Raw genomic sequence first — 24273 nt, 5'->3', positions numbered from 1 at the left:
ATCAAGCAGCCTTTTGTTCTTGTGGTGCACCAGCGGCGGCAGCTGTGGGAATGGCGGGGCTGTGACCCTGAGCTATCAGTTCGCGGGCACGTGCGGCCGCCTGCATGATTTCGACATGGGTGCCGCAGCGGCACAGGTGGCCAGATAGCGCGTGCTTGATCTCATCGTCTGTCGCCTGGGGCTTTTGATTGAACAGGCCCACCAGAGCCATGATCATTCCGTTGGTGCAGTAGCCGCACTGTGCAGCCTGAGCATCGACAAAGGCTTGCTGAACCACATGCAAGGTGTAGGTGCGGGGCGTGACCTGGGTTTCACTCTTGGCTGCACTCACGTCCAGTACGGCTCGGTCTTGCAATGCTTTGGCATTGGCAGCTTTGGATGCATCGGGCGACAGGCCTTCCAGAGTGGTGACCTTTTTGCCCTGCACAACGCTGAGTGGCACCGAGCACGAACGCGCGACCTTGCCGTCGATCAGTACGGCGCAAGCTCCACATTCCCCCAGGCCGCAGCCGAATTTGGGGCCGTTGAGCTGCATGTCGTTGCGCAGCACATAGAGAAGAGGGGTGTCGGAGGCGGCGTCTTGCGCATCCACTTCCTGACCGTTCAGAGTGAATTTCATGGCGTGGGCAGTTCCTTGATTTCAAGAAGTTATGTCTTATATATGTATAGTCAATTATATGACTATACAAAATTGCTGCTGATGCGCTCCGAATAATCTGGGCTTTGCGTCGGGATGGCGCTCTTCGGGGGCGGTATGCATCTCATGCCGTGATTGGAGACTTCAGACCTGAACGGCGGTGCAGGCCTCTGTTGAAATGGCAGTACAACGAGGCGCTTGTTTCCGTGTCAGTGGGGGCGCAAGCTGATCGGGTAGCGATAGGCGCCTGCTTGGCATCAAGGGCTTGGGAAATCATCAGAGCGTCGTAAAACTTGCTGTCTTTGTATTTGTCAGCAAGTTTCTCTGTGGCGCCAGAAATGTGTAATACAATAGCAGTCTTCTAGGGGAGTCGCCAAGCTGGTTAAGGCACTGGATTTTGATTCCAGCATGCGAAGGTTCGAATCCTTCTTCCCCTGCCAGAAATTCAAAGCCTCGATTGCATATGCAGTCGGGGCTTTTGTTTTTTCAGCATCCCATATCTCTTCACCTAAAAAGCCGCATAGCCGCCCCTTGGTGTGCTCATTTCATCTCGCATTTGAGACGTGGCAACGGGCTGTAACGTCTATAGGCGCCGGGCGTACTCACGGTAAATGCTCCGCGTGAAAAGATCGAAATTCCCGATTGCCTGTTGAGTGCTGCCTCGGTCTGATAGCTCGCAGTGGATGTGAGGTCACTGCAGACTCTGAACAGGTGCATGGCCATGTCCGCGATATGCCAACTCAACAGGCCAAGCCAATAGGCCAACTCATAGAGGGACAGTCGATGCAATGGGATGACGAGTGCGATGTGCTGGTAGTGGGATCGGGTGCAGGCGGTATGACAGGGGCCTACACGGCAGCGCGAGAAGGGCTGTCAGTCGTGCTGGTGGAAAGTAGCGACCGCTTTGGTGGCACCAGCGCCTATTCAGGTGGTGGCATGTGGTTCCCCGGTAATGCCGCTTTGCATCGTGCCGGTGGAGATGTGGACCTGGAACAGGCCCGTGCTTACTACCATGCCGTGGTGGGTGATCGCACCTCGCGTGAACTGCAGGACACGTATCTGGACACAGGTGTGCGGCTGGTGGATTACCTGGAGCAAGACCCGCGCCTGGCCTTTGTTGCATTCCCCTGGCCTGATTACTACGGAGGCCTCGACACTGCCAGTGCCAGCGGTCGTCACATCGTGCCGATGCCGTTGCCCGCAGCAACGCTGGGCAGCCTGCGTGCGCAATTGCGTCCAACCTTGGCGGAAGAGCAGGCCGCGGCTCCGCTGGCTGAGGAGTTGATTGGAGGCCAGGCGCTGATTGGTCGCTTTCTGCATGCGCTCTCCAATATGCCCAATGCAGACCTGCGGCTTGAGCATCGTCTTGAGTCCTTGGTCTACGAAGATGGGAAGGTGCAAGGCGCGGTGGTGCGTACTCCGCATGGCAAGCGCCGCATTTTGGCCCGCCAGGGGGTGCTGCTGGCAGCGGGAGGCTTTGAACACAACGCGGATCTGCGCAGGCGCTTTGGTGTTCCGGGCCAGGTTGAAGGAGCCATGGCACCACCGAGCAACGATGGCGGGGCGCTGCTGGCAGGGCTGGAAATTGGTGCGGATGTGGACCTGATGGACCAGGCTTGGTGGTCTCCGGGCCTGATGCGACCCAACGGGCGCGCTACCTTTACCCTTGGCTTTGTGGGTGGTCTGCTCGTGAACCAGGATGCGCAGCGCTTTATGAACGAGTCCACACCTTATGACCGTGGCGGCCGGGCCATGATTGAGGCGCAGAAGGCCGGGAAATTGCAGCTGCCGTGCTGGTTCGTATTTGATCACCGGGATCAAGGTAATCCGCCCATTCTTTACCCTAACCTGCCGATTGGCGATCTGGCTGAATACCGTGAGGCTGGCTTGCTGCGCTCAGCCCCGACCCTTGCGGAGCTGGCCACGCTTATTGGCGTACCAGCGGATGCGTTGCAGGCCAGCGTGGCTCGCTATAACGACTTTGCAATGGAAGGCAAAGATCCGGACTTTGGTCGGGGTGACGAGGCTTATGACCGCATGTTTGCCGGTGGCCAAGCGCCGATGACGCCGGTGGAGCAGGGGCCATTTCACGCCATGGCATTCGGGCTCTCGGATTTGGGCACCAAGGGTGGCTTGAAGACCGATACCCGAGCCCGGGTGCTCAATGTCACTCAACAGCCTGTTGGCAGTCTTTACGCAGCTGGTAATACCATGGCAGCGGTCAGTGGAGAGGCGTACCCAGGAGGAGGCAACCCTGTGGGCTCCAGCATGGTGTTCGCTTACCTGGCAGCCATGGACATGGTCAGCAAAGCACATGCCGACACATCGGGCGAGCAAAGAGCTTCAGAGCGAACAGCGGAAGATATGCCTCTCAACGCCTGAGTGAAACGGTGAGGGTTGACGGGGCTGAAACAGAAAAACCCCCTTGAAGAATCAAGGGGGTTTTTGCGTTTTTTGGCGGAGGCTGTGTCCTCCAATAAAAAGTCCAAATAGATCTTTTGAAGTCTTATTTTTTGTTTGCAAGTTATTGTTATTAAAGAGTTTTTGTTTTTTATTGTGTGAAATCGTCCAACTCTATCTAATGTCCCGTGGCATACCAAATGGCATACCGATGGCATACTGGATGGCATACCGGTAGAGGTCTCCGATGGCAGTGATCACAGACGCAAAAGCTCGAAACATCAAACCTGAAAGTACCGCAATTCCACACGGCGGCGTGACGGGGTTGGCATTGCACCCAACCAAAACCAAAGGGCGAGGCAAATGGGTGTTGCGCTATGTGAGCCCCGTTTCCGGTAAGCGTAGAAATACTGGTTTGGGCTCATACCCAGAAGTTGGTGTTGCCGAGGCAGCGAAGCGCGCAATCGCCATGAGGGTGATGCTGTCCGAAGGGAAGGATCCTTTGGCAGAGAAGGCGCTGGAAGAGGAGGCAGTAAAGGCTCCGACCTTTCAAGAGGCTGCAGAGATCCTGCATAAAGACTTGCTGCCTGGATGGAAGAATCCAAAGCATGGGCAGCAGTGGATCAACACCCTTACTGAATACGTGTTCCCAAAGTTAGGGTCAAAGCTGCTCGCAGAGATTCAGCCTGCAGACGTCGCAGAAGTGCTCAAGCCTATTTGGCTTGAGAAGGCGGAGACTGCGAGCAGGGTTAAGCAAAGAATCCATACCGTGATGGCGTGGGGCTGGGCGCATGGCCACTGTCAATCGAATCCTGTGGATGTGGTCACTCATCTCTTGCCGCAGCAGCCCGGAAAAGCAGTGCGTACGCAGCACCATCCGGCAATGCCCTGGGGAAAGATTCCTGCTTTTGTTCAGGAGCATCTGCGTACTAAAGACCGTGTGGACGTATCGCGTAGGCTGCTTGAATTCGTAATTTTGACGGCATGCCGCTCAGGCGAAGCACGAGGCATGACATGGTCCGAAGTGGACTGGAAAAATGCTGTTTGGATCATTCCTGCTGAGAGAATGAAAGCAAAGCTGGTTCACCGTGTTCCACTGTCCCCTAGAGCTTTGCAAATTCTCGAAGAGCAGAGGTATCAGCATGAACGCTTGGTGTTTCCTTCCGTTCGGGTGCGGGGGGAACTTTCAGATATGGCGATTACCGCGCTGCTACGCAGGTTGAAGGTAGAGAGCGATGTCCCTGGCAGGGTTGCTACAGCCCACGGGTTCCGCTCTAGCTTCCGCGATTGGTGTAGCGAGCAAGGCTACTCTAGGGACTTGGCTGAGCGCTCGCTGGCACACACGATCAAAGATAGGGTTGAGGCGGCTTATCACCGCACTGACTTGCTGGAACAACGTCGTGATCTAATGGACACTTGGGCTGCTTTTATAACAAAAGATGGAGTTGCTACGCGAGCTAAATAGAAGGTGGTTTTGTATTGCTTGGCATTGAAGCGCTTTTAAGAATTGGTATGGATAGCAGTAATGAAAGGAATTGAGTGATTCGTTCAATTGCTGCTTCCCTCTACGGCAATAACTAGAGGCTACTGAGGTCGGTCAGAATTTCGCCTAAGAGTGATGTTGCAATTGCAGCGTTTCCGTGATTGCTGTTGTGCCGAACTGCGACAATTGAGCCTATGTACCTTGATGAATTGACCCTCAAAAACTACCGTTGCTTTGAACAGCTGACGATAGATTTTCATCCGACGCTCACTGTGCTGATTGCTCCTAACGGGGCAGGTAAGACAACAGTGCTGGATGCTGCACGCGTAGCAGTATGGGCTTTCGTCAAGGGCTTTGACTTGGGAAGCCAGACTGGGAAGTCGGCCACAATTCAACCTTCAGATGTACGCCTGAGTCAGCAACGGGATGGCAATATGGAACCACAGTTGCCGTCCAGCATAGCGGCAACAGGCCGATCTCATTCCGAGTCTGCAGCGCAGATTTGGATGCAGACTCGTGAGCGCATCAAAGCGGGTACCAACACGCTGACCGATAAGACCACTAAGAAAATCACCGCTGCCGCTACAGCACTGGAGCAGCAGGTTCGCCAAGGCCAGGGAGACGTTACCCTTCCATTGGTTTCCTACTTAGGAACTTCGCGCCTGTGGTTTGAAGGACGTTTTACCTCCGAAGCCAAGGATACGGTGCTTGATAGTGCGCAATATTCCAGAACTTCTGGTTATTTGAACTGTCTTTCGTATGCATCCAGCTTCAAGGCTTTTACTGCTTGGTATGGTTGGGTGTACCGTAGTTATCTGGAAAGTCAGATAGCTGCTTTGCAGAGCAAAAATGACTTGGATGCCACAGGTCAGCGCTTTGAGCACACAGTGCAGGTTATCCAGAGAGCTGTGGATGCCTTGGTTGAGGATGCAACTGGCTGGCATAGCATCGAGTACAGCCAGCGTCACAATCAACAATTAGTGATGCACCACCCGGAGTATGGAGTTATGCCTGTAGACATGCTCAGTGATGGACTCCGTAATGCTATTGCCATGGTAGCCGACTTAGCTTTTCGTGCTTACAAGCTCAACCCTCACTTGGGAGAAAATGCTGCCCTGGAGACCCCTGGCATTGCGCTGATTGACGAGGTCGACATGTTTTTGCACCCTGCATGGCAGCAATCCATCTTGAGTTCGTTGTGTAAAGCCTTCCCGAAGTTGCAATTCATTGTGACAACTCATAGTCCGCAGGTATTGACCAGTGTGGACGCATCTTGTATCCGTAAACTTGTTCCCACTAAAGACCCCGAGTCAGGTCAAAGAGTCGTGGTTGTCGAACATGTCACTACGCAGACTCGTGGAGTGGCTAGCGCCGATGTGCTGGCGGCTATTATGGGAGTCAACCCCATTCCCGATGTACCCGAAGCTCGCAAGCTTTCCGAATATCATGCATTGATCCTGCAGAACCTACATGACTCAGAAGCAGGTGTTGAGTTGCGTGCAGAGTTGGTTAAACATTTCTCGCAAAACCACCCTGTTATGCACGAATGTGAGCGCATGATTCGTCTGCAAGCGTTCAAACAAAAGCTTCCCTCCATGCCTAATCCTGCTAAGGAAAAAAACTGATGCATCGTTTGCATCGTAATGTGCAGGCACCGGCCAGCCTTCAGCGTTACCACCATGGCCGCGATAATTGGGATACTCTTACTTGGGAGGTTCGTCGCGAAATCAGGGCAAAGCTCTGTGATATGCAAGGTGGGCGCTGTGCCTACTGTGAGGCGGAAATTAGTATTGACCGAAGTCATATTGAGCATTTTCGTCAGCGTGGCCGCTATCCTCAGGGGACATTTGACTGGGAGAACTTCTTTGGCTCTTGTAACCGCTCTGATACTTGCGGTGACCACAAAGATAAATGCGGTCCTTATAACCCTAGCGATCTCATTAAGCCTGACATTGACGATCCAGATGAATTCTTGATGTTCGATCCGCAAGGTGGCATACATCCAAAAGCTGGATTGACGGCAGGCAACCAGCACCGAGCACAGGAAACTATTCGCATACTGAATCTCCTAGGTGGCGGTCTTCCTTATATGCGTCATGCTGCCGCGAAAGGTTACATGCAGAACCTTGAGATATGGGCTGAATATGCCGCAAATTTCCTCGAAGAAGAATGGCGACCTATTGTTGAGCAAGAGCTAGCTCAGGAGTTGGCGTTTACAGCGGACCTGCCATTTGCTACCGTCATCCGACATACATTGATTAATGGTTGTCCATAAATTTAGAACGCATTGGTGAGTTTGGTAGCCAGAGAATTAGAAACTCTACTTAACAGCTGGATAGCTACTAGAAGGCTCAAAGCTACCTAATTAAGCATCTGATTGCTGCTGTGTAGTTCCCAGTCGGTAGGTCGGTATGTCAGGCTGAAGCATGCACAGACAGCCTGAAATCTTTCTACCGTAGGGACATTGCAGCTTATCTTTTATCCGCGATACCGAATTTGTCCAGGCCGACTATCAGCTCCCTGCTGGAGCAGGGTATCCAATCGCACATTGCAGAACTCTTCCACATAGTCCTTGAGCGCGTGAGCGGTCGCAAGGGCGCGCTTGTCCTCCGGAATGTGGGCAGCGAGCGCATCCGGCATCACAATTGATCTTGCCCCCGTAGTTCCGGACACCATCCAGTCGCTAAGTTAGCCCTGATGGGCGGGGTGATTCTGCCGTCGTCGGAACTCCCTGGGCGACATCATCTTCAAACTCGAATGCGGGTGAACTTCGTTGAAGTGCTCGAACGCACCCGGCAATTGCGCCAGCACCGTCGGCGCGTCACGCAGGTCCATACGGCTCATGTAGTCGCGCTTGAAGGTATTCACGAAGCTCTCGGCCATGCCGTTGCTCTGCGGGCTACACACGGGCGTGTTGATCGGCTTCAAGCCCAGCGATCTAGCAATGCCACGCGTCTCGTGCGCGATGTAGGCGCTGCCGTTGTCGGTAAGGAACTCCAATTCATGCTCCAGGGGCACGGCTTCAACCGTGCCAAAGCGCCGCTCCACGGCTTCCACCAGCATATCGCGCACCGGCTCTCCCGCAAGTCCCTTGCCCTTCCAAGCTCGCCAGGCCAGGATCTCCCGGTCGCAGCAGTCCTTGGCGAAGGTGGCTGTGACCGTCTCGCCCGAATCGCACTTGATCTCAAAGCCGTCAGAGCACCAGCGCATGTTGCTCATCGGCACACTGACCTGGCCATCGTGAACACGGCTCGAATGCCGGCGCTTGGGCGCCTTGGGCAACAGCAGTCGATGCTGCGCCATGACCCGATAGATGCGCTTGTGGTTCAGCACCTGTTGACCTTGCGAACGCCGCTCTCGATTGAGCAGCGCACCGGCGCGGCGATAGCCATAGCTAGGCAACTCGGCAATGTGGCGGCGAATATCGACCAGCAATGCCTCATCCTGGGCTGGCGCACGGCCACTGCGGCCATCTCGCCAGTCACTGGGCCTGCGATGGCGCACATACAGATTCGAGCGCGCCACACCCAGCGCTGAGCAGACCGACTTCATTGGTCGTCCCCCGGCAACAAGGGCGAGCGCGCAATCCACTTTTTTGCGGCGGCGAGCTCCACGGCTTCCTTGAGTATCTCGTTCTCCAAGGTCTTTTTGCCCAGCACACGTTGCAGCTTGGCGATCTCGGCGCGAGCTGCGGCCAGTTCCGAAGCTGGCACAACCGCTTCGCCTGCGCTCACGGCCACCAGCGCGCCTTCACGATCCAGTCGCCGCCAAGTGAATAGCAAGCTCGCTGACACACCCTCCTGGCGGGCTACGAGCGACACGCTCATGCCTGGCTCATAAGTTTTGCGAACCAAGGCCGCCTTCTCGGTAGCCGACCAGCGTCGCCTGCGCTGGTCTCGGGTGATGACCTCAATCGTCTCTGTATGTCTAGTCATACGCACAGTCCTATGCCTATCTCAAAGATAAACGATGGACCGTGTCCGGAGATTCAGGGGGCTATCTCACAATGATGCACTTCCCCATCGCGCGTGAAACCGCAACGTTGGTGCGCTGTAGCTGCATCAAGAAAGCTTCCTCACCACCAATGACGTCGATATCTGCTACGCCGAAGCTGACGAGAATGGTGTGGCGTTCTCCGCCTTGGAATCGCTCAACTGTGTCGTAAAAGCGCCGATGCCCGCGGATGCCGGCGTGCCTGGGGTACTTGAAGGGGGCACTCAGGCTCAGAGTGAAAATTGAAAAGAGGTGAAGCGTAGACTGCGCCTGCTCGGCGCTTCAAGTGGGACTGAGTGGGCGTAGGAAATCTCCTGTAGGGGTAATCATCAGTGAGCCGTCTTTTGAGACGGTTTTTTTTGTGTCAACAGGTACATTTATCACCTGCAATACACCGTCTGCAAGATGAGAACTTGCATGCAGGTGGGGGTGCTCGTGTACCGTTCATCGCCTTGTCCTACATGCGAAGAGGCGGTGTGCGACAGTTACCTTGCGAAAAAGTGTGAGTGCTTCGTTGGTTGAGCTATTGCTTATTCACTCGTCGGCGTGACTGGGCACAGTAGAACCATTGCCGACAAGGGGGGGGGCCCATGTCTGTGTTGGAGATTCAAACGAGACGCCAGTCTGCTGGGCTGATGCTTGAGCACCTAGTACTGGGCTGCATAATTTTTGTAGCGTGTGCGGCCGCGACGGCTATCAAGTCGCCCCAGCAGCTTTCTTTCTTCTGGATTGCCGACGCTCTGATGGTGGGCTTGATTGTGCGCTTTCCTGTCATGGCGCAGCCACAAGGCTGGGCCATGGCGGCATGTGGCTATCTGCTGGGCAGCTACGTGGGTGAAGTTTGGCTGCCCAAGGTGTTGTCGCTGACATTTTCCAATATGGCCGGCGTGGCGGCAGGGTGGTTGTACCTGCGCTCGCGCACCAGTCATGTGATCGATATGCGCACTCCCACAGGGGTACTCCATTTGCTGGTGGGTGTTGCCATTGCCTGTGTTGTCGGGGCTGTGCTGGGAGGCTGCATGGTGCAGTACCTGATGCAACGCCCCTGGCAGCGCACGGCAGTCATGTGGTTTGGTGCAGAGGCCATGCACATGATGCTGATTGTGCCTTTGCTGCTCAACGCACCGCCGATGCGTGAGCTGCGGCATTTGTTTGGCAATGATGGCGCTTTGTCTCTTTTGCCTTTGGCCACCTTGGTGACATTGATGTGCGTGGCGCTCTATATCGGCGGGCCAGGGGCACAACTTCTGGTGCTGCCGGGGTTGATCCTGTGCGCACTCAGCTACAAAGTGTTTGCCGTATCGCTGTTGTGCTTTTTGATTGGCGCGTGGCATGTTCTCGTCCTTGTGTGGGCGGGCTTTGATTTCAGCTACCAGAACGTGTCGGCCGCGATGTCGATGCGCTTGGGGCTGGCCATGCTAAGTGTCACGATGCTGACCGTGGCGTGTGCACGTTCACAGTGGAGAGAGACGCTGCAGAAGCTGGAGCACCTGTCCACTCATGACCATTTGACGGGTATGCTGAGCCGGGCCGCATTCGTAGAGCGCTCGCAGAGGGCACTGGTGCGGCTGGCCCATGACAGCAGGCCTGTGGCGATGCTGATGCTTGATCTGGACTGGTTTAAAAAGGTCAACGATACCTATGGGCACTCGGCCGGAGATGAGGTCTTGAAGGCCGTGAGTAAGGCGGTGATCCAGACGTTGCGGCCAAATGAGCTGCTGGGACGGATTGGAGGCGAAGAGTTTGCCTTGCTCCTACAGGGTGTAGACGGGCATGAAGCTTGTGCAACGGCTGAGCGCTTGTGCAAGGCCGTTCGTGCTTTGGCGCTGGAGCAGGATGACGGACAGGTGCTGCGCCCCACAATCAGCATTGGCGTAGCAGCATTAACCAGAACCCCTGGCAACTACGGTCTGGGGCAGTTGCTGAAGCTGGCTGACATGGCCTTGTATGCCACCAAGGACAATGGGCGCGATGGCTACAGCTTGAGTTGCGGCTGATACGGCATCAGGCATGTGCCGTGTGAAGGCATGCCCTTTATTTGGTTATCCATCTAGAGCTTCACAAATACCAGCGCCTTTGTGCAAGACGTTTGGATTTGCACGGTAGCAGCCAGTACAGCGACCATAGGCCTCCCGGCCGTTACCGTGCCACGGCTGTGGGCACCGTGTAACTGCGGCCTGCAATCGCCCTGAGTGCCAGTGCTGGAATCCATGGCTCCAAGCGGTGGTTACAGGTCGTGTTTGCTGTGTGCATGGATGCTTTTTCGTGGAAAAAAAAGCCCGCATCTGCAGGCTTGTAGTGAAAATTTTTGAGGTTGATGCTGCCGAGCTCAGTGGGGTGACGAACGGTGTGCACCCAACTTAATACTCGGGTGTGCAACGTCAGCGGCCATGGCATTGAACGTTGCTAATCCCATGACAGCTAGAACTAGCAGGGTCACAAAAGGCATGGCGCGCTGGAGAGTCGATCTCTTGCGGCGGGGTAGGCATTGGAGCTGGATGGGTACTGTCATGCGCTTTCCCTCTAGATGTGCTGGTTGATAGGCTGGCTGTGGATATAGAAATTAATTGATAGCCATTGAACATTACGTCAAATTTTTGTCAATTGGGGTGACAAAACGTGACACGGGGGCTAGTGGGTCACTTCTGGATGGAAATCAACAAATTGCCATAAGAACTGGTGTGAACGTCTAAGCAGAGATTAAAGTTAGCCCCAGGCGCTGCAAAGAATTTATCTGAATGAATTTTTAAAAACTATGTGAATGACATAGAGTCGAGTGTGAAGGGAAACAGCGGGTCAGTTGTAGAAGTGCCTTGCAGCCTCCACGCCTCCGACATCAAGCTCCTGGCAAGCTCTTTTCTTTAAATTTGCTTGCCCACCCCCTTAAATTTCTCCACAAACGCAGCGATCTTCCCAAACACCGTTTGCTTCTTGGTCAGGTACTGTGGATTGAGCGGACTCATCTTCGGCAGCACGGCATTGAGCTCTGTACCGCTGTCGCTGGCGTACTCGCGCTTGAGGGATGTGGTGATGTAGCGCTTGGCGGCATCTGCATTGAGTTTTTCATCGTTGATCAACTCCTGTGCTTCACGTTGCAGCTCAGCCTGAGCGAACTGGCCGAAAGCATCAATCACGCTGGCCTTGTCGCCAATTTGGTCCAGGTTAGTTTGGTTGATGAAGTCCACCACCAGCCCTTCCTTGCCCCGATTGCCGATGCTGGCGCGAATCACGCGGCGCACATTCTCCACCAGCGTGGCCTTGTCCTTGGTCTTTTTGTTGTTCTCAAAGATCAGCTCCAAGATGTAGTCCAGATTGATTTCTTGGGACTTGAGCAGATCCACCTCGAACACCACATCGTTCCAATCTATGGTCGATGCGGCTGTATCGTCGCCTTGCTTTTCTTTGCGTATCCAGTCACGCACGTCGTTGTACGTTGATCGGTAGTCTTGTGCCTTGCGCTCAGAGGGAATAGTGACCGTTTGGAGAGCCTGCAGATCTTCATCGCTCAGGTGGTGCTCGGCCTTGAAGGCCTCGACAGCAGCAGCGTCGCTCAAGTCCACCTCTTGCAAGGCTTTCAGGCTGGCGAACTCGTCGTAGTTTTGCAGCACGTTTTCCAGGCGCAAATACTCGCCAAACAGCTTGGCAAAGGCTTTTTTGTCAGATTCCTTCTCGATGGCAGCAGGGTCTGGAAATTTTTCCTCCAGCTCTTTGACAACCTCCAAAAAGCCACGCCGCGCTGCACCACTGACCAGGTCGGTGAAGCCCTCCATGTACTCCTTGTAGCTTTTCTCCAGCACCACGTTTTTGGTGTTCTTGTCACCAAACAAGGTAATGGCATCCACGGTGGCCTGCTGCAAATCGCGGAAGGTGACAATATTGCCAAAGGTCTTGGTAGCGTCAAAGATGCGGTTGGTGCGGGAGTACGCCTGCATCAGCCCGTGATAGCGCAGGTTCTTGTCCACAAACAGCGTATTGAGCGTGGGCGCGTCAAACCCCGTGAGGAACATGCCCACCACAATCAGCAGGTCGATCTCTTTGGCTTTGACCTGCTTTGCCAGATCACGGTAGTAGTTCTGAAAGCCCTCGCCATCCACGCAAAAGCTGGTGTTAAACAGCCCGTTGTAGTCCTTGATGGCAGCGCTCAAAAACTCCTTGGCGCTGCTGTTCATGGCAGAGGTATCCAGGCTTTCATCCTGAATGTCGCCAATAGCGTCTTGTTCTTCGTTGGCCGCAAACGAGAAGATCGTGGCGACCCGCAAAGGCTTGTCGCTGCCCGCTTGCAGCGCCTTGAAGCTCTCATAGTACGCCTTGGCTGCATCCACACTGCTGACGGCAAACATGGCGTTAAAACCCTTGGCACCGGGCTTGAGACGGTGGGTTTTTTGGCGGTAATGGGTCAGGATGTACTGCGTGATCTCACGAATACGATCCGGGTGCAGCAAGGCTTGCTTGTTTTCGGCTGCGCTGAGCTTTTTTTCATCTTGCTCTTGCTCGATGGCTTTGAACTTGGGGCGCACATCGTTGTAGTCCACCTTGAACTTCAGCACCTTGTCGTCGCGGATCGCATCGGTGATGACGTAAGAGTGCAGCTCGCGCCCAAACACGCTGGCCGTGGTTTCTGCGCCTAGGGCGTTTTGCGGAAAGATGGGCGTGCCGGTAAAGCCAAATTGGCAGAACTTCTTGAACTTCTTCTTCAGGTTCTTCTGCGCCTCGCCAAACTGGCTGCGGTGGCATTCGTCAAAGATGAACACCACCTGCTTACCGTAGATGGGCAAGTCGGCCTCGCTCTTCATCAGGTTGTTGAGCTTTTGAATGGTGGTGACCACGATCTTGTTGTCGTCCTTGGCCAAATTGGCTTTGAGGCCCGCCGTGCTGTCTGAGCCGTTCACGCTGTCGGGTGAGAAGCGCTGGTACTCCTTCATAGTCTGGAAGTCCAGATCCTTGCGGTCCACCACAAAAAACACCTTGTCGATGAACTCCAGCTCCGTAGCCAACCGCGCTGCCTTAAAGCTAGTTAAGGTCTTGCCACTACCCGTTGTGTGCCAGATAAAGCCGCCGCTCTCCGTGCTGCTCCACTTCTTGGCCTCGTGGCTGCTGGTAATCTTCCACAAAATGCGCTCGGTGGCCGCAATTTGGTAGGGGCGCATCACCAGCAGCGTATTGCTCACGTCAAACACCGAATAGTTCAGCAGCACATTCAGCAGCGTGTGCTTTTGAAAGAAGGTGGCGGTAAAGTCCTTGAGGTCTTTGATCAGGCTGTTGTCTGACTTCGCCCAGTTCATGGTGAAGTCAAAGCTGTTCTTGTTGCGCTGCGTGGTGTTGGCAAAGTAGCGCGTGTCCGTGCCGTTGCTGATCACGAACAACTGCAGGTACTTGAACAAAGAGTTATCGCTGTTAAAGCTCTCTTTGCTATAGCGGTGCACCTGGTTGAAGGCTTCCCGAATGGCCACACCGCGCTTTTTCAGCTCCACCTGTACCAGCGGCAGGCCATTGACCAAAATCGTCACGTCATAGCGGTTGGCGTGGCAGCCAGTTTGCTCAAACTGCTTGATCACCTGCACCTTGTTGCGGGCTATGGTTTTCTTGTCCAGCAGGTAGATGTTTTGAATGTGCCCGTCATCAAACACAAAGTCGTGCACATGGTCATCGTGCACCTTACGGGTCTTGTCCACGATGCTGTCGCTAGGCTTGTCCAGCCAGTTAGTCACAAAGCGCTGCCACTCGGCATCGGTAAACTGCACCTTGTTGAGCGCCTGCAATTGCACGCGCACATTGGCCAGCAGTTTCTCGGGCGAGTTCAGGCCCGGTACAAACTCATAACCCTGATTGACCAAATCTTGCACCAGTTCGCGCTCCAGCGCGTCTTCCGTCTGGTAGGGGTTGACCGGCTCCCACTGCGGCGTGTACTTGTTCAGAACAATGAAGGTGCTGGATTCCGCAATGGTTTGGTATTCACTCATGGGTAGTCGGGCATTTGAAGGCGGTCGAAGGACAGACTAAGGGTAATCAAAGGTTGGATGCGTTTACTACTCTATTGATAGCTGCTTACGCAGTCCCAGTAAGCACTAGAGGCCAAAAATGCTTACAGCAGAGCCCTGCAAGCAAGGCGCCGCGCTGCAAGGTCAAACCGTTGCGGGCTTGGGAAAGCTCAGCAGCAAATCGCGGTAATGGGCATACTGCTTTTGGCGCAATTCGATTTCTCGGGGGAGGCCTTCTGCGAGGGATGTGGTGAGGGTGTCGAATTTATCGAGGATGGCGACTACACGTTTTTGCTCAGCAAATGATTTTGATGGATCGTTAGGGTATGGAACAGGAATTTTGGTCTTCCTAATATTGTCGTTATACAAACGATCAATTGTTCCACCTTCAGATACAAACCACTTTGCTATTTTATAAAAGTGCCACAAGTATGTATTGAGCACTTTTTTCTCATCATTTGAAATCCAGACAATATTACTATCTTGGAAATATGCAGGTTCCCCATCAAATTTAACTGTTCGACCAATTGTTCCTGATGCTGATATCAGGATGTCGCCTTTTTGGGGAAATGAATATTTATTTTTATATGCTTCGTAAATTTGAAGAGAAATGAATGCATCAGCCTTTTTTCCAAATGTTCCAATTTTATAAAAAGGCACATCCCCTTCTGATTGGGTTTCATTTTTAAGAATTCGCTTGCACATCTTCACATCGCCAATATCACCCAGCGTTTTCCACTCCACCTCCCCATCTTCAAAACTCAACAACTTATCTCTGTAGTAGTTGTATTGTTTCATGCGGGCGGTAAGCTCGGCGGTAAGCTCGGCGGTAAGCTCGGCGGTGTGGGCGGTCATGGCGTCCAGAATACGGACGATTTCAGCCTGAATTTCAAGGGATTTTTCGGGGTTTTCTGGGCAGGGGATGGGGATTTTTATTTTTGATAAATCACCACTAGAAACTCTACGCACTTTTGCGCCAGTAATATATTTCTTTTTTTCTTCTTGGAATTGTCCTGTTTTGAAGAAGTGCGCCAGATATTTAACATTCTGCTGATGCCTAAAAATCATCATGTCACCAGATATAGCTGTAGCATCACCCAGCCAAGCCAATGGCTTTACAACATCTTCATCATTTTCAGATGTTGTTGCTAATAGCAAATCGTTATATTTGGCTTGCTTTAATTTGGCTGATAAATCATTGGAAATAAATGAAAAGGTGTGTTTGGCAGAAAGCGAATACTTTGTGTAAATCTGACCATAGTGAATAGCAGGAAATCCGTCTTCAATGAAGTCCTTTTTCTGCATTCCATTTCCACGAATGAAGCTTCCTACGTCTCCAAGAGGCTTCCACTCCACTGCCACGCCATCCAGCAGCTTCTCCAAAAAATTCACATTGCTCATTTTTTACGGCTCTCTTTTTTGGCTTGCTTTTCCAGCGTGCTGATGGTGCTGAGGTATGCTTTTTCTACACTGGCCAAGGTTTGGGCTTTGTACTTTTGCAGTTCTGCCTTGGCTTTGCTTTCAGCTTGGGCATGCGAAATCTTGCCCGCGTTATCCAGCAACTTGCGCCCTGCAGACCCAAGTATGGTGTCCAGCTCACGCACAAAGTCGGCCATGTGCATTTCTCTGTGTTCGATGGCGTTGATTTCAGCCAGATCGAAGTAAGCCGACACGAGGTTGTTGAGAACCTTGAGCTCTTGCTCATCCAGATAATTCTTGGCAACCATGGCCTCGGCCTGGGTGGGCTGGCTTCCTTTGAAGCTGCTTAATCCCGCAAAGGGTTTGCTGCTATCTACGCGCAGGTAGATGACTTCGCTGGCGGTATGCCCATGGGCGGCATAGTGCAGTTTGTTTTGCACAATTTTGAAAAAGCGCAGGCTGGCTTCGCTTTTGGGGTCGTAATCGACTGCTGTGGCGTACAAGTCCAGCACCTGACGGTACATGACTTTTTCACTGGAACGGATGTCGCGAATGCGATCGAGCAGCTCTTTCCAGTAATTGCCGCCACCCAAGCCCTTCAAACGCTCGTCATTCAGCGCGAAGCCTTTTTCAAGGTATTCCTTGAGAACGGTAGAGGCGTAGCGGCGAAACTGCACACCGCGTGGTGAGCGCACACGGTAGCCGACGGCCAGGATCACATCGAGGTTGTAGAGGGTGATGCTGCGCGAGACTTCGCGCTCGCCCTCTGTTTGAACTGTCAACTGTTGGTTGACAGTTGCCTGTTCATCCAGCTCTTGGTCGTCAAAAATCGCTTGAATGTGTTTGCTGATGTTTTGCTTGCTGGTCTGAAACAGCTCGGCAATTTGCAGCTGTGAGAGCCAGGCGGTGCCGTTTTCAAGCTGAAGGTCGATTTTGGTGGCACCGTCATCCGTGGTGTAGATGATGACATCGCTCATGCATCCAACTCCTCGCCTTCAATCTCTGCCACGATGGCGTCAATCTGGGCACGCAACTCGGTGATCTTGGCCACGGTGGTTTTCAGCTCGGCATTGAGCTGGGTAATGTCTACCACCTCGCGGGTGTCCTTGGCCTCTACATAGCTGCTGACGGACAGGTTGTAGTCGTTGGCGGCAATCTTCTCCAGCTCAACAGATTGCGCAAAGTGGTCTTGGTTGGCCTTGCTGTCAAAGGCGGCCATGATCTGCTCAATGTGCGTATCCAGAAGCACGTTGTTGTTGGTCTCTTTTTTGAACAGGCCGCTGGCGTCAATGAACTGGGTGGTGTTCTCTGTCTTGCGTTTGGACAACACCATAATGTTCACGGCAATGGTGGTGCCAAAGAACAGGTTGGGTGCCAGCGCAATCACGGTTTCTACATAGTTGTTATCCACTAGGTATTTGCGGATTTTTTGCTCCGCCCCGCCCCGGTAGAAGATGCCCGGAAAGCACACAATGGCTGCGCGCCCCTTGCTAGAGAGGTAGCTGAGTGCGTGCATCACAAAGGCTAAGTCAGCCTTTGACTTGGGTGCCAGCACGCCTGCAGGCGCAAAGCGGTCATCGTTGATGAGGGTGGGGTCGTCGCTGCCAATCCATTTCACCGAATACGGCGGGTTGGAGACGATGGCATCAAACGGCTTGTCGTAGGCAAACTGCGGGTCTTCCAGCGTGTCGCCCAGCTGGATGTTGAACTTGTCGTAGTTCACGTTGTGCAAGAACATGTTCATCCGCGCCAAGTTGTACGTGGTGTGGTTGAGTTCTTGCCCAAAGAAGCCGTCTTCGATGATGTGCGAATCAAAGTGCTTCTTGGCCTGCAGCAGCAGCGAGCCAGAGCCGCAGGCGGGGTCGTAGATCTTGTTGACGCTGGTTTGCTTGTGCATGGCCAGCTGCGCAATCAACTTGGAGACGTGCTGGGGCGTGAAGAACTCACCGCCAGACTTGCCTGCATTGGCCGCGTAGTTGGAGATCAAAAATTCGTACGCATCGCCAAACAGGTCAATCTGGTTGTCACCAAACTCGCCAAAGTTCAGTTCGGCCACGCCCTTGAGCACGGCAGCCAGGCGCTTGTTCTTGTCTGCCACGGTGTTACCCAGGCGGTTGCTGGTAGTGTCAAAGTCGGCAAACAGGCCTTTGATGTCTCGCTCTGACGGGTAGCCGTTGGCAGACGCTTCAATGGACTTGAAGATGTCAGCCAGGTCAGTGTTCAGGCTGTCATTGCTGTGGGCAGTCGCCGCCATGTTGGCAAACAACTGGCTGGGGGCAATGAAGTAACCCTTGGTTTTGATGGCATCTTCACGAATGTCACGGGTGATAACCGCATCGTTCAGCATAGCGTAGTCAATGCTGTCATCACCGGCCTCGATGTAGCTGGCGAAGTTTTCGCTAATGAAGCGGTAAAACAGGGTGCCCAGCACGTACTGCTTGAAGTCCCAGCCATCGACGGCCCCACGGACTTCGTTGGCGATGGCCCAGATGCGGCGCTGCAGCTCTGCACGTTGTTGAATGCTGGTCATTTCTTTGTGGTTCGTTTCTTGAGCATTCGACCTCGGCTGAGTCATGCCGATAGGAGATGCTTGTTTGTAAAAAGTGCAACAGCTATTTTGCACGACCTGATCTTTTGAATTTTCTAAAGCAGTCTATTCAAAAAAAGACTGCTGAAGATTCACACCGAATCCACCTGCGCAGGTGGATTCGGTGCATGGGGTTGCATTAGGTTTCGCTGGTGGATTCTTCTGTAGAGATGGGATAGAACTCTTCAACAATCGCACCGGCTTCGTCTGGCGTATCTTCAAAGCTGCCGCTGGCAAAGCCTTGTCGTGCAGCAGCATCCAAAGCCGTTTGATCAAAGCCAGCCGCTTGGCGCTGAGCCGTGTGTTCTTGGGCTTGTGCGATGGCTGCATTCAAAGACAAACCACTGCGCACGATCAGGTCCGCGTAGTAGATGGCTGAGCGATGCGATTGGGTGGTGGACTTGCCTCGCAGTTTGAGCTCCAGTGGCATGCACGCCAGGTGCCCGCCAGAGACAGCAGCGAAGTACTGCAGCCGCGCTGCCAGAGTGCGAATGCTGTTGAAACCTGTGGTGCGAAACACAAAGCTGCCCAACTCATCGCTGTCGCCAATACTCACGTTCAAGCGGCCATAGGGCTTGCAATTTACCATGCCAAATCGACAAGCATCAGGACCTGGGCAGGCCAGCTCCTCCAGACCTTTATCTGTCACGCGCTTGCAACTCTCGCCATTGCCCACGCACAGCGGGCGAGCGGTGCTGCGATCGAACATGCAGTAATCAGCTCGGAGGTTCAAATTTGGATCGTTGAATAGCACCCGTACTGGAATGCTGCGTAGCTTGCGCCTTGCAGTGCTCGGTGCAGCCGTTGTTGTATCTGTCACGCTTATCTTGTCCTTGAGTGAGCGTTTGCCTTGCCGACCGGGGGCAGTGTTTGTGGAAGTTTCACTTTGCACATCGGAAGGCTCTGAGCCTTCCTTTATGCTGCTGCAAACTTGAACAGGCGCTTGGCTCTGGCGCAAAGCCTCATCCAAGGGGTGTAGCACCCACTGACCGCGTTGCTGGACCTGCGTGGTGATGGTGAACTCATCGTCCTTCTCTGGCAGGCGCTTGCCGTTCTTCTCCACCACCTTGCCAATCGAAATCCGGCCAATTACAGGCGGGGTGATCATCAAACCTTTGATCATGTCTTGCTCCCAAAAAAAAAGAAAGCTCTCTGGGGCTGTGAGCCGCAGAGAGCATAGGGGGATGGATAAATAGAGGGGGTGAGAGTAAGCGCTTACGATTCATTGACGCAAAACCGTCGAGATCCAGCCCGCGTGGACATATAGGCCTTGGCCAACTCTGGATGGTCTTTGTTGAACTGCGCTGTGTTGAACACTTGGCCATCCTTGCTGCGCCGCCATGTCACGCTGCCACCGCAGGCAAACGTGGCTTTGCCAGCTTCGCCCATGTGGATCTGAATGGCTTGACGCAAACGGGCTTCCTGCTTTTGTGCAGCATCGAGTTGCTCTCGGGCCAACAGCAAGGCTTCAAACGTGGCATTGAGACCTGGGTCATCAGTCATGTCCACGTCATCGCCTGCACTGTTTGGATAGAGGCTACGCAAGGCCTTTTCTGCACTGTCCGAACCATCCCCAGCAGGCGGCATTTTGCTTTCCACCATCTGCCAGAATGCGTGCTCCATCTCGATCAGGCGGGCAATCAAGGCCTCGTCTCGCTCGATCCGGAAGATACGTAGCTCCTGACCGCCGACCAGTACTGCTACGTCAGCTGCACGATGGCCAGTCACGGCCAACTGGTGCATCACCTGCAGCTGCACATACTCGGGAACACCGTCACGCCACAGGCGAGCGCCATGGATGCCTGCTGTCTTGCACTCCAGAAGCTGAACCTCCGAAGAGCCGACCACTTCTCGATCCACATTGGCCAGCATCCAAGGGTGTTCAGGATGCTGCAAAACTGCATTCACTCGGCGCACCTTGTTGCCTGTGCGCTTGGTGTAATGGGCTGCCACGATGGGCTCCAGCATCGTTCCCCAGAACATGGGGCTGGTGTCATCATTAGGATCGACGGCTGGCAGTAGATCACCCTTGCCCGTCTTTTGCATCCACAGCTCCAGCTGGGACTGGTAGGGATTGAGGCCAATCGCTGCAGCGGCATCGGAGCTGCCAATGCCGGTACGGCGAACCTCCAGCCAGTCATCACGCTCCAGGTCTTTGGTGGACACCAGGCGCAAAGCAGCGCCCTTGCGGGGCGTGCGTGGGGTGCTGTTGGAGGCGTTGTGGGGAACGGTCAAGCCAGTATCCAAATTTCCATTCTTGAGAACATGCACAGACATCGAAATCTCCTAGCCCGCAATTTGCGGGCATAAAAAAGCCACCTCAAAAGGTGGCTTGGTTGGGTGGAAAACAGAGAGGGTAAAAACGGTGTGATGCGTCCAAACACGGACAACAAGGTCTGCAGTCAGTCATCGCCATGGCATCAATCCATCAGGCCACCAACTGCAGTGCATGATCCAAAGCACGTTGCTTGATCACGGCACCCTGGCCAAACCAGGCGCTGTCCAGACGGTTGTCTTGGCTGCGTGCTTGCTTCTCATGGTCGATGAACTCGGTCACAGAGCACAGAAGGCCCCAGGCCGTGTCCTTGGCTGCATGCATTTCTGCACCACGGCCATGGCCTTCATAGAGCATCTGCACCTTCTTGAGCGCACGCTCATTGGTCAAGCCCACCGGCATATCGGAATTCTGGTCTGTGTTGCAGATCACCTTGAGGAAATAGTTCATCGCCTCATGGGTCTTGACCTTGCGCTCGGCAAGCGTCTTCATGCGGTACATAAAGCTGTCCCACTGACCGACGGCCACGCCCAACTGACGCTTGACCGCTTGGGCATCGAAAGCCGTGCTGTGCGGCACCTTGACCGCTCCGACACCATCACGTAGAGCAATCGTCAGCGTGTTGTTGCAGACCACCCGCACCGTCGTTGGCATGGCCACCGTAGCCAGCGTTCCATCACAGGACGTAGCCAGTAGCAAATATCCATTGACGACATCATTGCCCTTGAGTGCAGTCGACTTGCCAGTGCGGGCCAAGGCCCAGAACTTGCGTCCAGCCTTGAGCACGCCAGCGGTCTCCAATTCATAGCCCGCGACCTCGGTCAGATCACGGTAGAACTCCAGCACCTCACGAGGTTGCACTACCTGGTAGCGGCTACCCACGACAGATAAAGGAGCCTGGGTATCGCTGCGATAAAGCACCTTCTGCTCGGGAAACTCTTTAGGCTCGGCATACAGACCTGAAAGACCAGAATCGGCATCGCTTGCCAGATAACGCACCGGCGTTTCCTGAATACGCCAATCCATGCCAGCCGCTTGCGCCCAGACATCGATGCCTTGTCTAGCGGGCAGAGCATGGCCCAGTTTGTGCCAAGGAGTTTGACCGGTATAGGCCATGGTTTCTACGAGATGTGCCATGTTGATTGCTTTCGATAAATAAGGAAGGAATTAAGCAGACGCTTCAGTAAATGCATTTCCGCAGAATGCACAAACAAAGTTATCAAGCATGTGCTGGTCGATTTTTTTACCGACGGTTGTGCCCAACTCGCATCCAATTGCACTACCTGCAATTCCGCCTAAAACAGCACCGGCCAGACCACCAGCAGTAGTTCCTGCAGGGCCTGCTGCGGCTCCCGCGGTCATACCGATTTGGGCGCCTCTGATCGTTCCTGCAAAGCCTCCTGTAGCGCCTGCTGCAGTGCCCAAGACACCAAAAAGCTTCTTAGCCCAATTGCGCTGAGTGACATTGCAGCTGCCACAAGTAGGGCAAGTGATGTGTCGAGTCATAAATTCCCTTAGTTAGTGCCTACATTCTGACAAGCCCAGTGCGTGGATTGGTCAGACCTTGTTTGAGCATCTGTCCTGGTTGTGCTCAATAAAGTCATATGTTTTTGTAAGTTATTTGATTTCAATTTTTCGACTGCCTACAGACCCAGCCGTTTTCCAAGCACATCAAGCTTGCGAAGGTCTTCGCATGCTTGCTCTCCTCGAGGGGAACTAAATTTCGATTCGCATTCGCAATGCTGATCAATGATTGGTGATGAGTAATTGACTTGAAGCATATTTTTTAAAATCAGTCAAGCTATGCTTATCTATTTGTCAACTGGCTAAGCAGACCTGTGCTGTGACTGGTGAAAAAGCTCCAATTTGTTCCAACCGACAACAACCCAAGGTGAGCGAATGACCGAGCTGAATCAACCTTCCTTCTCACATGCAACTCAGTTAGGAGATGAGTGCCGCCTGCACGTAGGCGTGATCCGTTTACCCAAGTTGCTTCAACTCTTGAGCATCTCTCGCTCGACGGTGTACTTGAAGATCAACAAGACCTCGAAGTACTACGACAAGAACTTTCCCCTACCCATCAAACTGGGGGAGAAGGCTGTGGGCTGGGTGCTTCAGGATGTCTTCGACTACATCGATTTAATAAAAGAGGGTACTAAATCGTTGAATTAATTTTTCACAAGAATCAAATCTTATTGTGAGGAGTTCTCGATGAATGGCATCGAATTTATAGGGCATTTCCTCAAGTTAATAAGAAATTTAAATTGGGTATTATAGATACATATATGTATTTATCTATCTATCTATCACTATTTATCAATGAAATAAGAGTCCTTATGTCTGCAAGAGATAAGTTCATTGATCTTCAAAGATTTGTATTCAAGAATAAATCAGATTCTTGTTTTACTATTAGCTATGAAGATAGAAGAATCTATCATGAGAAATTAATGTATTACAGTATTGGAGTAAATATAGCTTCTTTGGATAAAAAAAGAATGCCATTCTTTAAGATGAAGAGCGGAACCACTTACAGGGCTCGTGCTTCAGGTTTAGGACATCAGATATTAAATATTCTCAATCATGCCAGTCAGGCTAGGTTGCTGGGATGGGATGAGGAGTACGCATCTATCATTAATTACAGCCCTTTAATGAAATTGACCTACAGTGCTTTCGTTGCAGCAACCTCACCTAAGGGTGAGCGTATTGAAGGTATAGGCCTCGTAGACCCTGTAATTTATGGCGAGCATGAATTCAAGATGGCTTGTGGTAAGCGTACTGATGCGATTGTAGATAGCTTAAATAATTTTGTTATACAGCTAAAAGATGCATTGAATAAAGATGATTTGCGTGAAGAAATAAAAAGCTTTTATAGAAATGCAAATGAACGTTATCACCAGTTGATGAAGGTGGCACTTCAGTCTTGGGAGATTAACTGTAAAAATGTTCTGCTCAGAATAGACTGGGGTTTCTATGTTGAACACCCACGTAAGCCATTTAATTTTAAAACTGAGCAAGAAATTATTGAGGAATTTTCAGTTGTCGATGTCAAAAGAAATCTCATGCTGAAAAGACTGAAAAAGATGTTCGGTAAGAATTTATCTTTTTACGCCTGGAAAATTGAGTGTGGACACCATAAAGGGCTACACATCCATTGGCTCATCGCGCTCAATGGTACAAAATATCAAAATCCTTATTATCACTCAAGAGCAATAACGGATGATTGGAATCACCACATCTGTGGTAATGAGAGCTATGTATGGAATGTTCTAGGCATGTGTAAACCTGCTAGTGAATATTTGCGGAATATAGATTATAGAGATGAGGGGTTGATAAAAATTTTAAGCACATACGCTAGCTACCTTACAAAGCTTGATGTCTCAATGAAATTGAGAGCTCCTGAGGGTTTTAGAACCTTTGGATGCTCAAAAATGAAAAACCTCAGAAAAAGCAAACCAGGCCCAAAGAGAAAATCATCCATTAACTTAGGCGTTGATATTTAAA

The 24273-nt window shown here is 52.6% G+C and carries 17 protein-coding genes, 1 tRNA gene and 1 pseudogene; 8 read left to right on the top strand and 11 right to left on the bottom strand.

The window, feature by feature from the left end; all coding sequences use genetic code 11:
- Position 1: 1 nt before the first annotated feature.
- Positions 2-619 carry a (2Fe-2S)-binding protein gene (locus JDW18_RS17280; RefSeq protein ID WP_218240686.1) on the bottom strand — a complete coding sequence of 206 codons (618 nt, stop codon included), beginning with the start codon at positions 617-619 and terminating at the stop codon, positions 2-4.
- A 381-nt stretch (positions 620-1000) separates the two neighbouring features.
- On the opposite strand from JDW18_RS17280, the gene JDW18_RS17275 reads away from it, so the two are divergent.
- From JDW18_RS17275 to ptuB, 5 genes are all read left to right on the top strand, one after another.
- Positions 1001-1077: transfer RNA gene (locus JDW18_RS17275), tRNA-Gln, on the top strand.
- 343 nt (positions 1078-1420) lie between these two features.
- On the top strand, positions 1421-3019 hold the full coding sequence (locus JDW18_RS17270; protein ID WP_218240685.1) for an FAD-binding protein: 1599 nt from the start codon (positions 1421-1423) through the stop codon (positions 3017-3019).
- A gap of 265 nt (positions 3020-3284) precedes the next feature.
- Positions 3285-4502 (top strand): tyrosine-type recombinase/integrase, encoded by a 1218-nt coding sequence (locus JDW18_RS17265; protein ID WP_218240684.1) that lies wholly within the window; start codon positions 3285-3287, stop codon positions 4500-4502.
- 212 nt (positions 4503-4714) lie between these two features.
- A complete protein-coding gene (locus JDW18_RS17260; RefSeq protein ID WP_218240683.1) occupies positions 4715-6145 on the top strand; it encodes an AAA family ATPase in 1431 nt (476 codons plus the stop codon).
- Positions 6145-6795: a retron Ec78 anti-phage system effector HNH endonuclease PtuB gene (gene ptuB / locus JDW18_RS17255; RefSeq protein WP_218240682.1), complete on the top strand. Its 651-nt coding sequence runs from the start codon at positions 6145-6147 to the stop codon at positions 6793-6795. The genes JDW18_RS17260 and ptuB overlap by 1 nt, the downstream gene beginning before the upstream one ends.
- 413 nt (positions 6796-7208) lie before the next feature.
- On the opposite strand, the gene JDW18_RS17250 is transcribed toward ptuB, so the two are convergent.
- Both JDW18_RS17250 and JDW18_RS22885 read right to left on the bottom strand, forming a co-directional pair.
- A protein-coding gene (locus tag JDW18_RS17250) for an IS3 family transposase (protein ID WP_425514746.1) occupies positions 7209-8455 on the bottom strand; the annotation gives its coding sequence in 2 pieces (ribosomal slippage) (positions 7209-8125 and positions 8125-8455; 1248 coding nt in all).
- 61 nt (positions 8456-8516) lie between these two features.
- Positions 8517-8642 (bottom strand): hypothetical protein, encoded by a 126-nt coding sequence (locus tag JDW18_RS22885; protein WP_425514812.1) that lies wholly within the window; start codon positions 8640-8642, stop codon positions 8517-8519.
- An 890-nt stretch (positions 8643-9532) separates the two neighbouring features.
- Between JDW18_RS22885 and JDW18_RS17240 the strand changes: the two genes are divergently transcribed.
- Positions 9533-10510 (top strand): GGDEF domain-containing protein, encoded by a 978-nt coding sequence (locus JDW18_RS17240; protein WP_218240681.1) that lies wholly within the window; start codon positions 9533-9535, stop codon positions 10508-10510.
- A gap of 864 nt (positions 10511-11374) precedes the next feature.
- Here the strand turns inward: JDW18_RS17240 and JDW18_RS17235 are convergent.
- The 8 genes and pseudogenes from JDW18_RS17235 to JDW18_RS17200 all read right to left on the bottom strand — a co-directional run bounded on the left by JDW18_RS17235 (position 11375) and on the right by JDW18_RS17200 (position 22278).
- Complete coding sequence (locus JDW18_RS17235; RefSeq protein ID WP_218240679.1) at positions 11375-14473, bottom strand: type I restriction endonuclease subunit R; 3099 nt, start codon at positions 14471-14473, stop codon at positions 11375-11377.
- Between the two features lie 162 nt (positions 14474-14635).
- The gene (locus tag JDW18_RS17230) at positions 14636-15892 is read right to left on the bottom strand and encodes a restriction endonuclease subunit S (RefSeq protein WP_218240678.1); all 1257 of its coding nucleotides are present in this window, start codon (positions 15890-15892) and stop codon (positions 14636-14638) included.
- Entirely contained in the window at positions 15889-16887 is a 999-nt protein-coding gene (locus tag JDW18_RS17225; protein ID WP_218240677.1) for a virulence RhuM family protein, read from the bottom strand. Before JDW18_RS17225 ends, JDW18_RS17230 begins: the two co-directional genes overlap by 4 nt.
- Positions 16884-18440 carry a type I restriction-modification system subunit M gene (locus tag JDW18_RS17220; protein WP_218240676.1) on the bottom strand — a complete coding sequence of 519 codons (1557 nt, stop codon included), beginning with the start codon at positions 18438-18440 and terminating at the stop codon, positions 16884-16886. The genes JDW18_RS17225 and JDW18_RS17220 overlap by 4 nt, the downstream gene beginning before the upstream one ends.
- A gap of 208 nt (positions 18441-18648) precedes the next feature.
- Positions 18649-19620: pseudogene (locus JDW18_RS17215) on the bottom strand (recombination directionality factor); the annotation flags it as partial.
- Positions 19621-19712: 92 nt separating this feature from the next.
- The gene (locus JDW18_RS17210; RefSeq protein ID WP_218240672.1) at positions 19713-20774 is read right to left on the bottom strand and encodes a YqaJ viral recombinase family nuclease; all 1062 of its coding nucleotides are present in this window, start codon (positions 20772-20774) and stop codon (positions 19713-19715) included.
- 151 nt (positions 20775-20925) lie between these two features.
- A complete protein-coding gene (locus tag JDW18_RS17205; protein ID WP_218240671.1) occupies positions 20926-21909 on the bottom strand; it encodes a DUF932 domain-containing protein in 984 nt (327 codons plus the stop codon).
- Positions 21910-21939: 30 nt separating this feature from the next.
- On the bottom strand, positions 21940-22278 hold the full coding sequence (locus JDW18_RS17200; protein ID WP_218240670.1) for a hypothetical protein: 339 nt from the start codon (positions 22276-22278) through the stop codon (positions 21940-21942).
- Positions 22279-22671: 393 nt separating this feature from the next.
- On the opposite strand from JDW18_RS17200, the gene JDW18_RS17195 reads away from it, so the two are divergent.
- Together JDW18_RS17195 and JDW18_RS17190 are read left to right on the top strand one after the other, a co-directional pair.
- Positions 22672-22944, top strand: coding sequence for a helix-turn-helix transcriptional regulator (locus JDW18_RS17195; RefSeq protein ID WP_218240669.1), 273 nt, complete (start codon positions 22672-22674; stop codon positions 22942-22944).
- 164 nt (positions 22945-23108) lie between these two features.
- On the top strand, positions 23109-24272 hold the full coding sequence (locus tag JDW18_RS17190; protein ID WP_218240667.1) for a YagK/YfjJ domain-containing protein: 1164 nt from the start codon (positions 23109-23111) through the stop codon (positions 24270-24272).
- The last annotated feature ends 1 nt before the right edge of the window (position 24273 follow it).

The organism is Comamonas fluminis (genome assembly GCF_019186805.1).
Lineage (GTDB): Bacteria > Pseudomonadota > Gammaproteobacteria > Burkholderiales > Burkholderiaceae_C > Comamonas > Comamonas fluminis.
This window is presented reverse-complemented; position numbering and strand designations above follow the sequence as displayed.

What these genes read in the sequence shown, in the direction of transcription:
- JDW18_RS17260 (WP_218240683.1), top strand. Translation starts at nt 4,715, where the DNA reads ATGTACCTTGATGAATTGACCCTCAAAAACTACCGTTGCTTTGAACAG.
- JDW18_RS17230 (WP_218240678.1), bottom strand. Translation starts at nt 15,892, where the DNA reads ATGAGCAATGTGAATTTTTTGGAGAAGCTGCTGGATGGCGTGGCAGTG.
- JDW18_RS17205 (WP_218240671.1), bottom strand. Translation starts at nt 21,909, where the DNA reads ATGGCACATCTCGTAGAAACCATGGCCTATACCGGTCAAACTCCTTGG.
- JDW18_RS17210 (WP_218240672.1), bottom strand. Translation starts at nt 20,774, where the DNA reads ATGTCTGTGCATGTTCTCAAGAATGGAAATTTGGATACTGGCTTGACC.
- JDW18_RS17225 (WP_218240677.1), bottom strand. Translation starts at nt 16,887, where the DNA reads ATGAGCGATGTCATCATCTACACCACGGATGACGGTGCCACCAAAATC.
- JDW18_RS17280 (WP_218240686.1), bottom strand. Translation starts at nt 619, where the DNA reads ATGAAATTCACTCTGAACGGTCAGGAAGTGGATGCGCAAGACGCCGCC.
- JDW18_RS17240 (WP_218240681.1), top strand. Translation starts at nt 9,533, where the DNA reads ATGGTGCAGTACCTGATGCAACGCCCCTGGCAGCGCACGGCAGTCATG.
- JDW18_RS17195 (WP_218240669.1), top strand. Translation starts at nt 22,672, where the DNA reads ATGACCGAGCTGAATCAACCTTCCTTCTCACATGCAACTCAGTTAGGA.
- JDW18_RS17190 (WP_218240667.1), top strand. Translation starts at nt 23,109, where the DNA reads ATGTCTGCAAGAGATAAGTTCATTGATCTTCAAAGATTTGTATTCAAG.
- ptuB (WP_218240682.1), top strand. Translation starts at nt 6,145, where the DNA reads ATGCATCGTTTGCATCGTAATGTGCAGGCACCGGCCAGCCTTCAGCGT.
- JDW18_RS17235 (WP_218240679.1), bottom strand. Translation starts at nt 14,473, where the DNA reads ATGAGTGAATACCAAACCATTGCGGAATCCAGCACCTTCATTGTTCTG.
- JDW18_RS17220 (WP_218240676.1), bottom strand. Translation starts at nt 18,440, where the DNA reads ATGACCAGCATTCAACAACGTGCAGAGCTGCAGCGCCGCATCTGGGCC.
- JDW18_RS17270 (WP_218240685.1), top strand. Translation starts at nt 1,421, where the DNA reads ATGCAATGGGATGACGAGTGCGATGTGCTGGTAGTGGGATCGGGTGCA.
- JDW18_RS17265 (WP_218240684.1), top strand. Translation starts at nt 3,285, where the DNA reads ATGGCAGTGATCACAGACGCAAAAGCTCGAAACATCAAACCTGAAAGT.
- JDW18_RS17200 (WP_218240670.1), bottom strand. Translation starts at nt 22,278, where the DNA reads ATGACTCGACACATCACTTGCCCTACTTGTGGCAGCTGCAATGTCACT.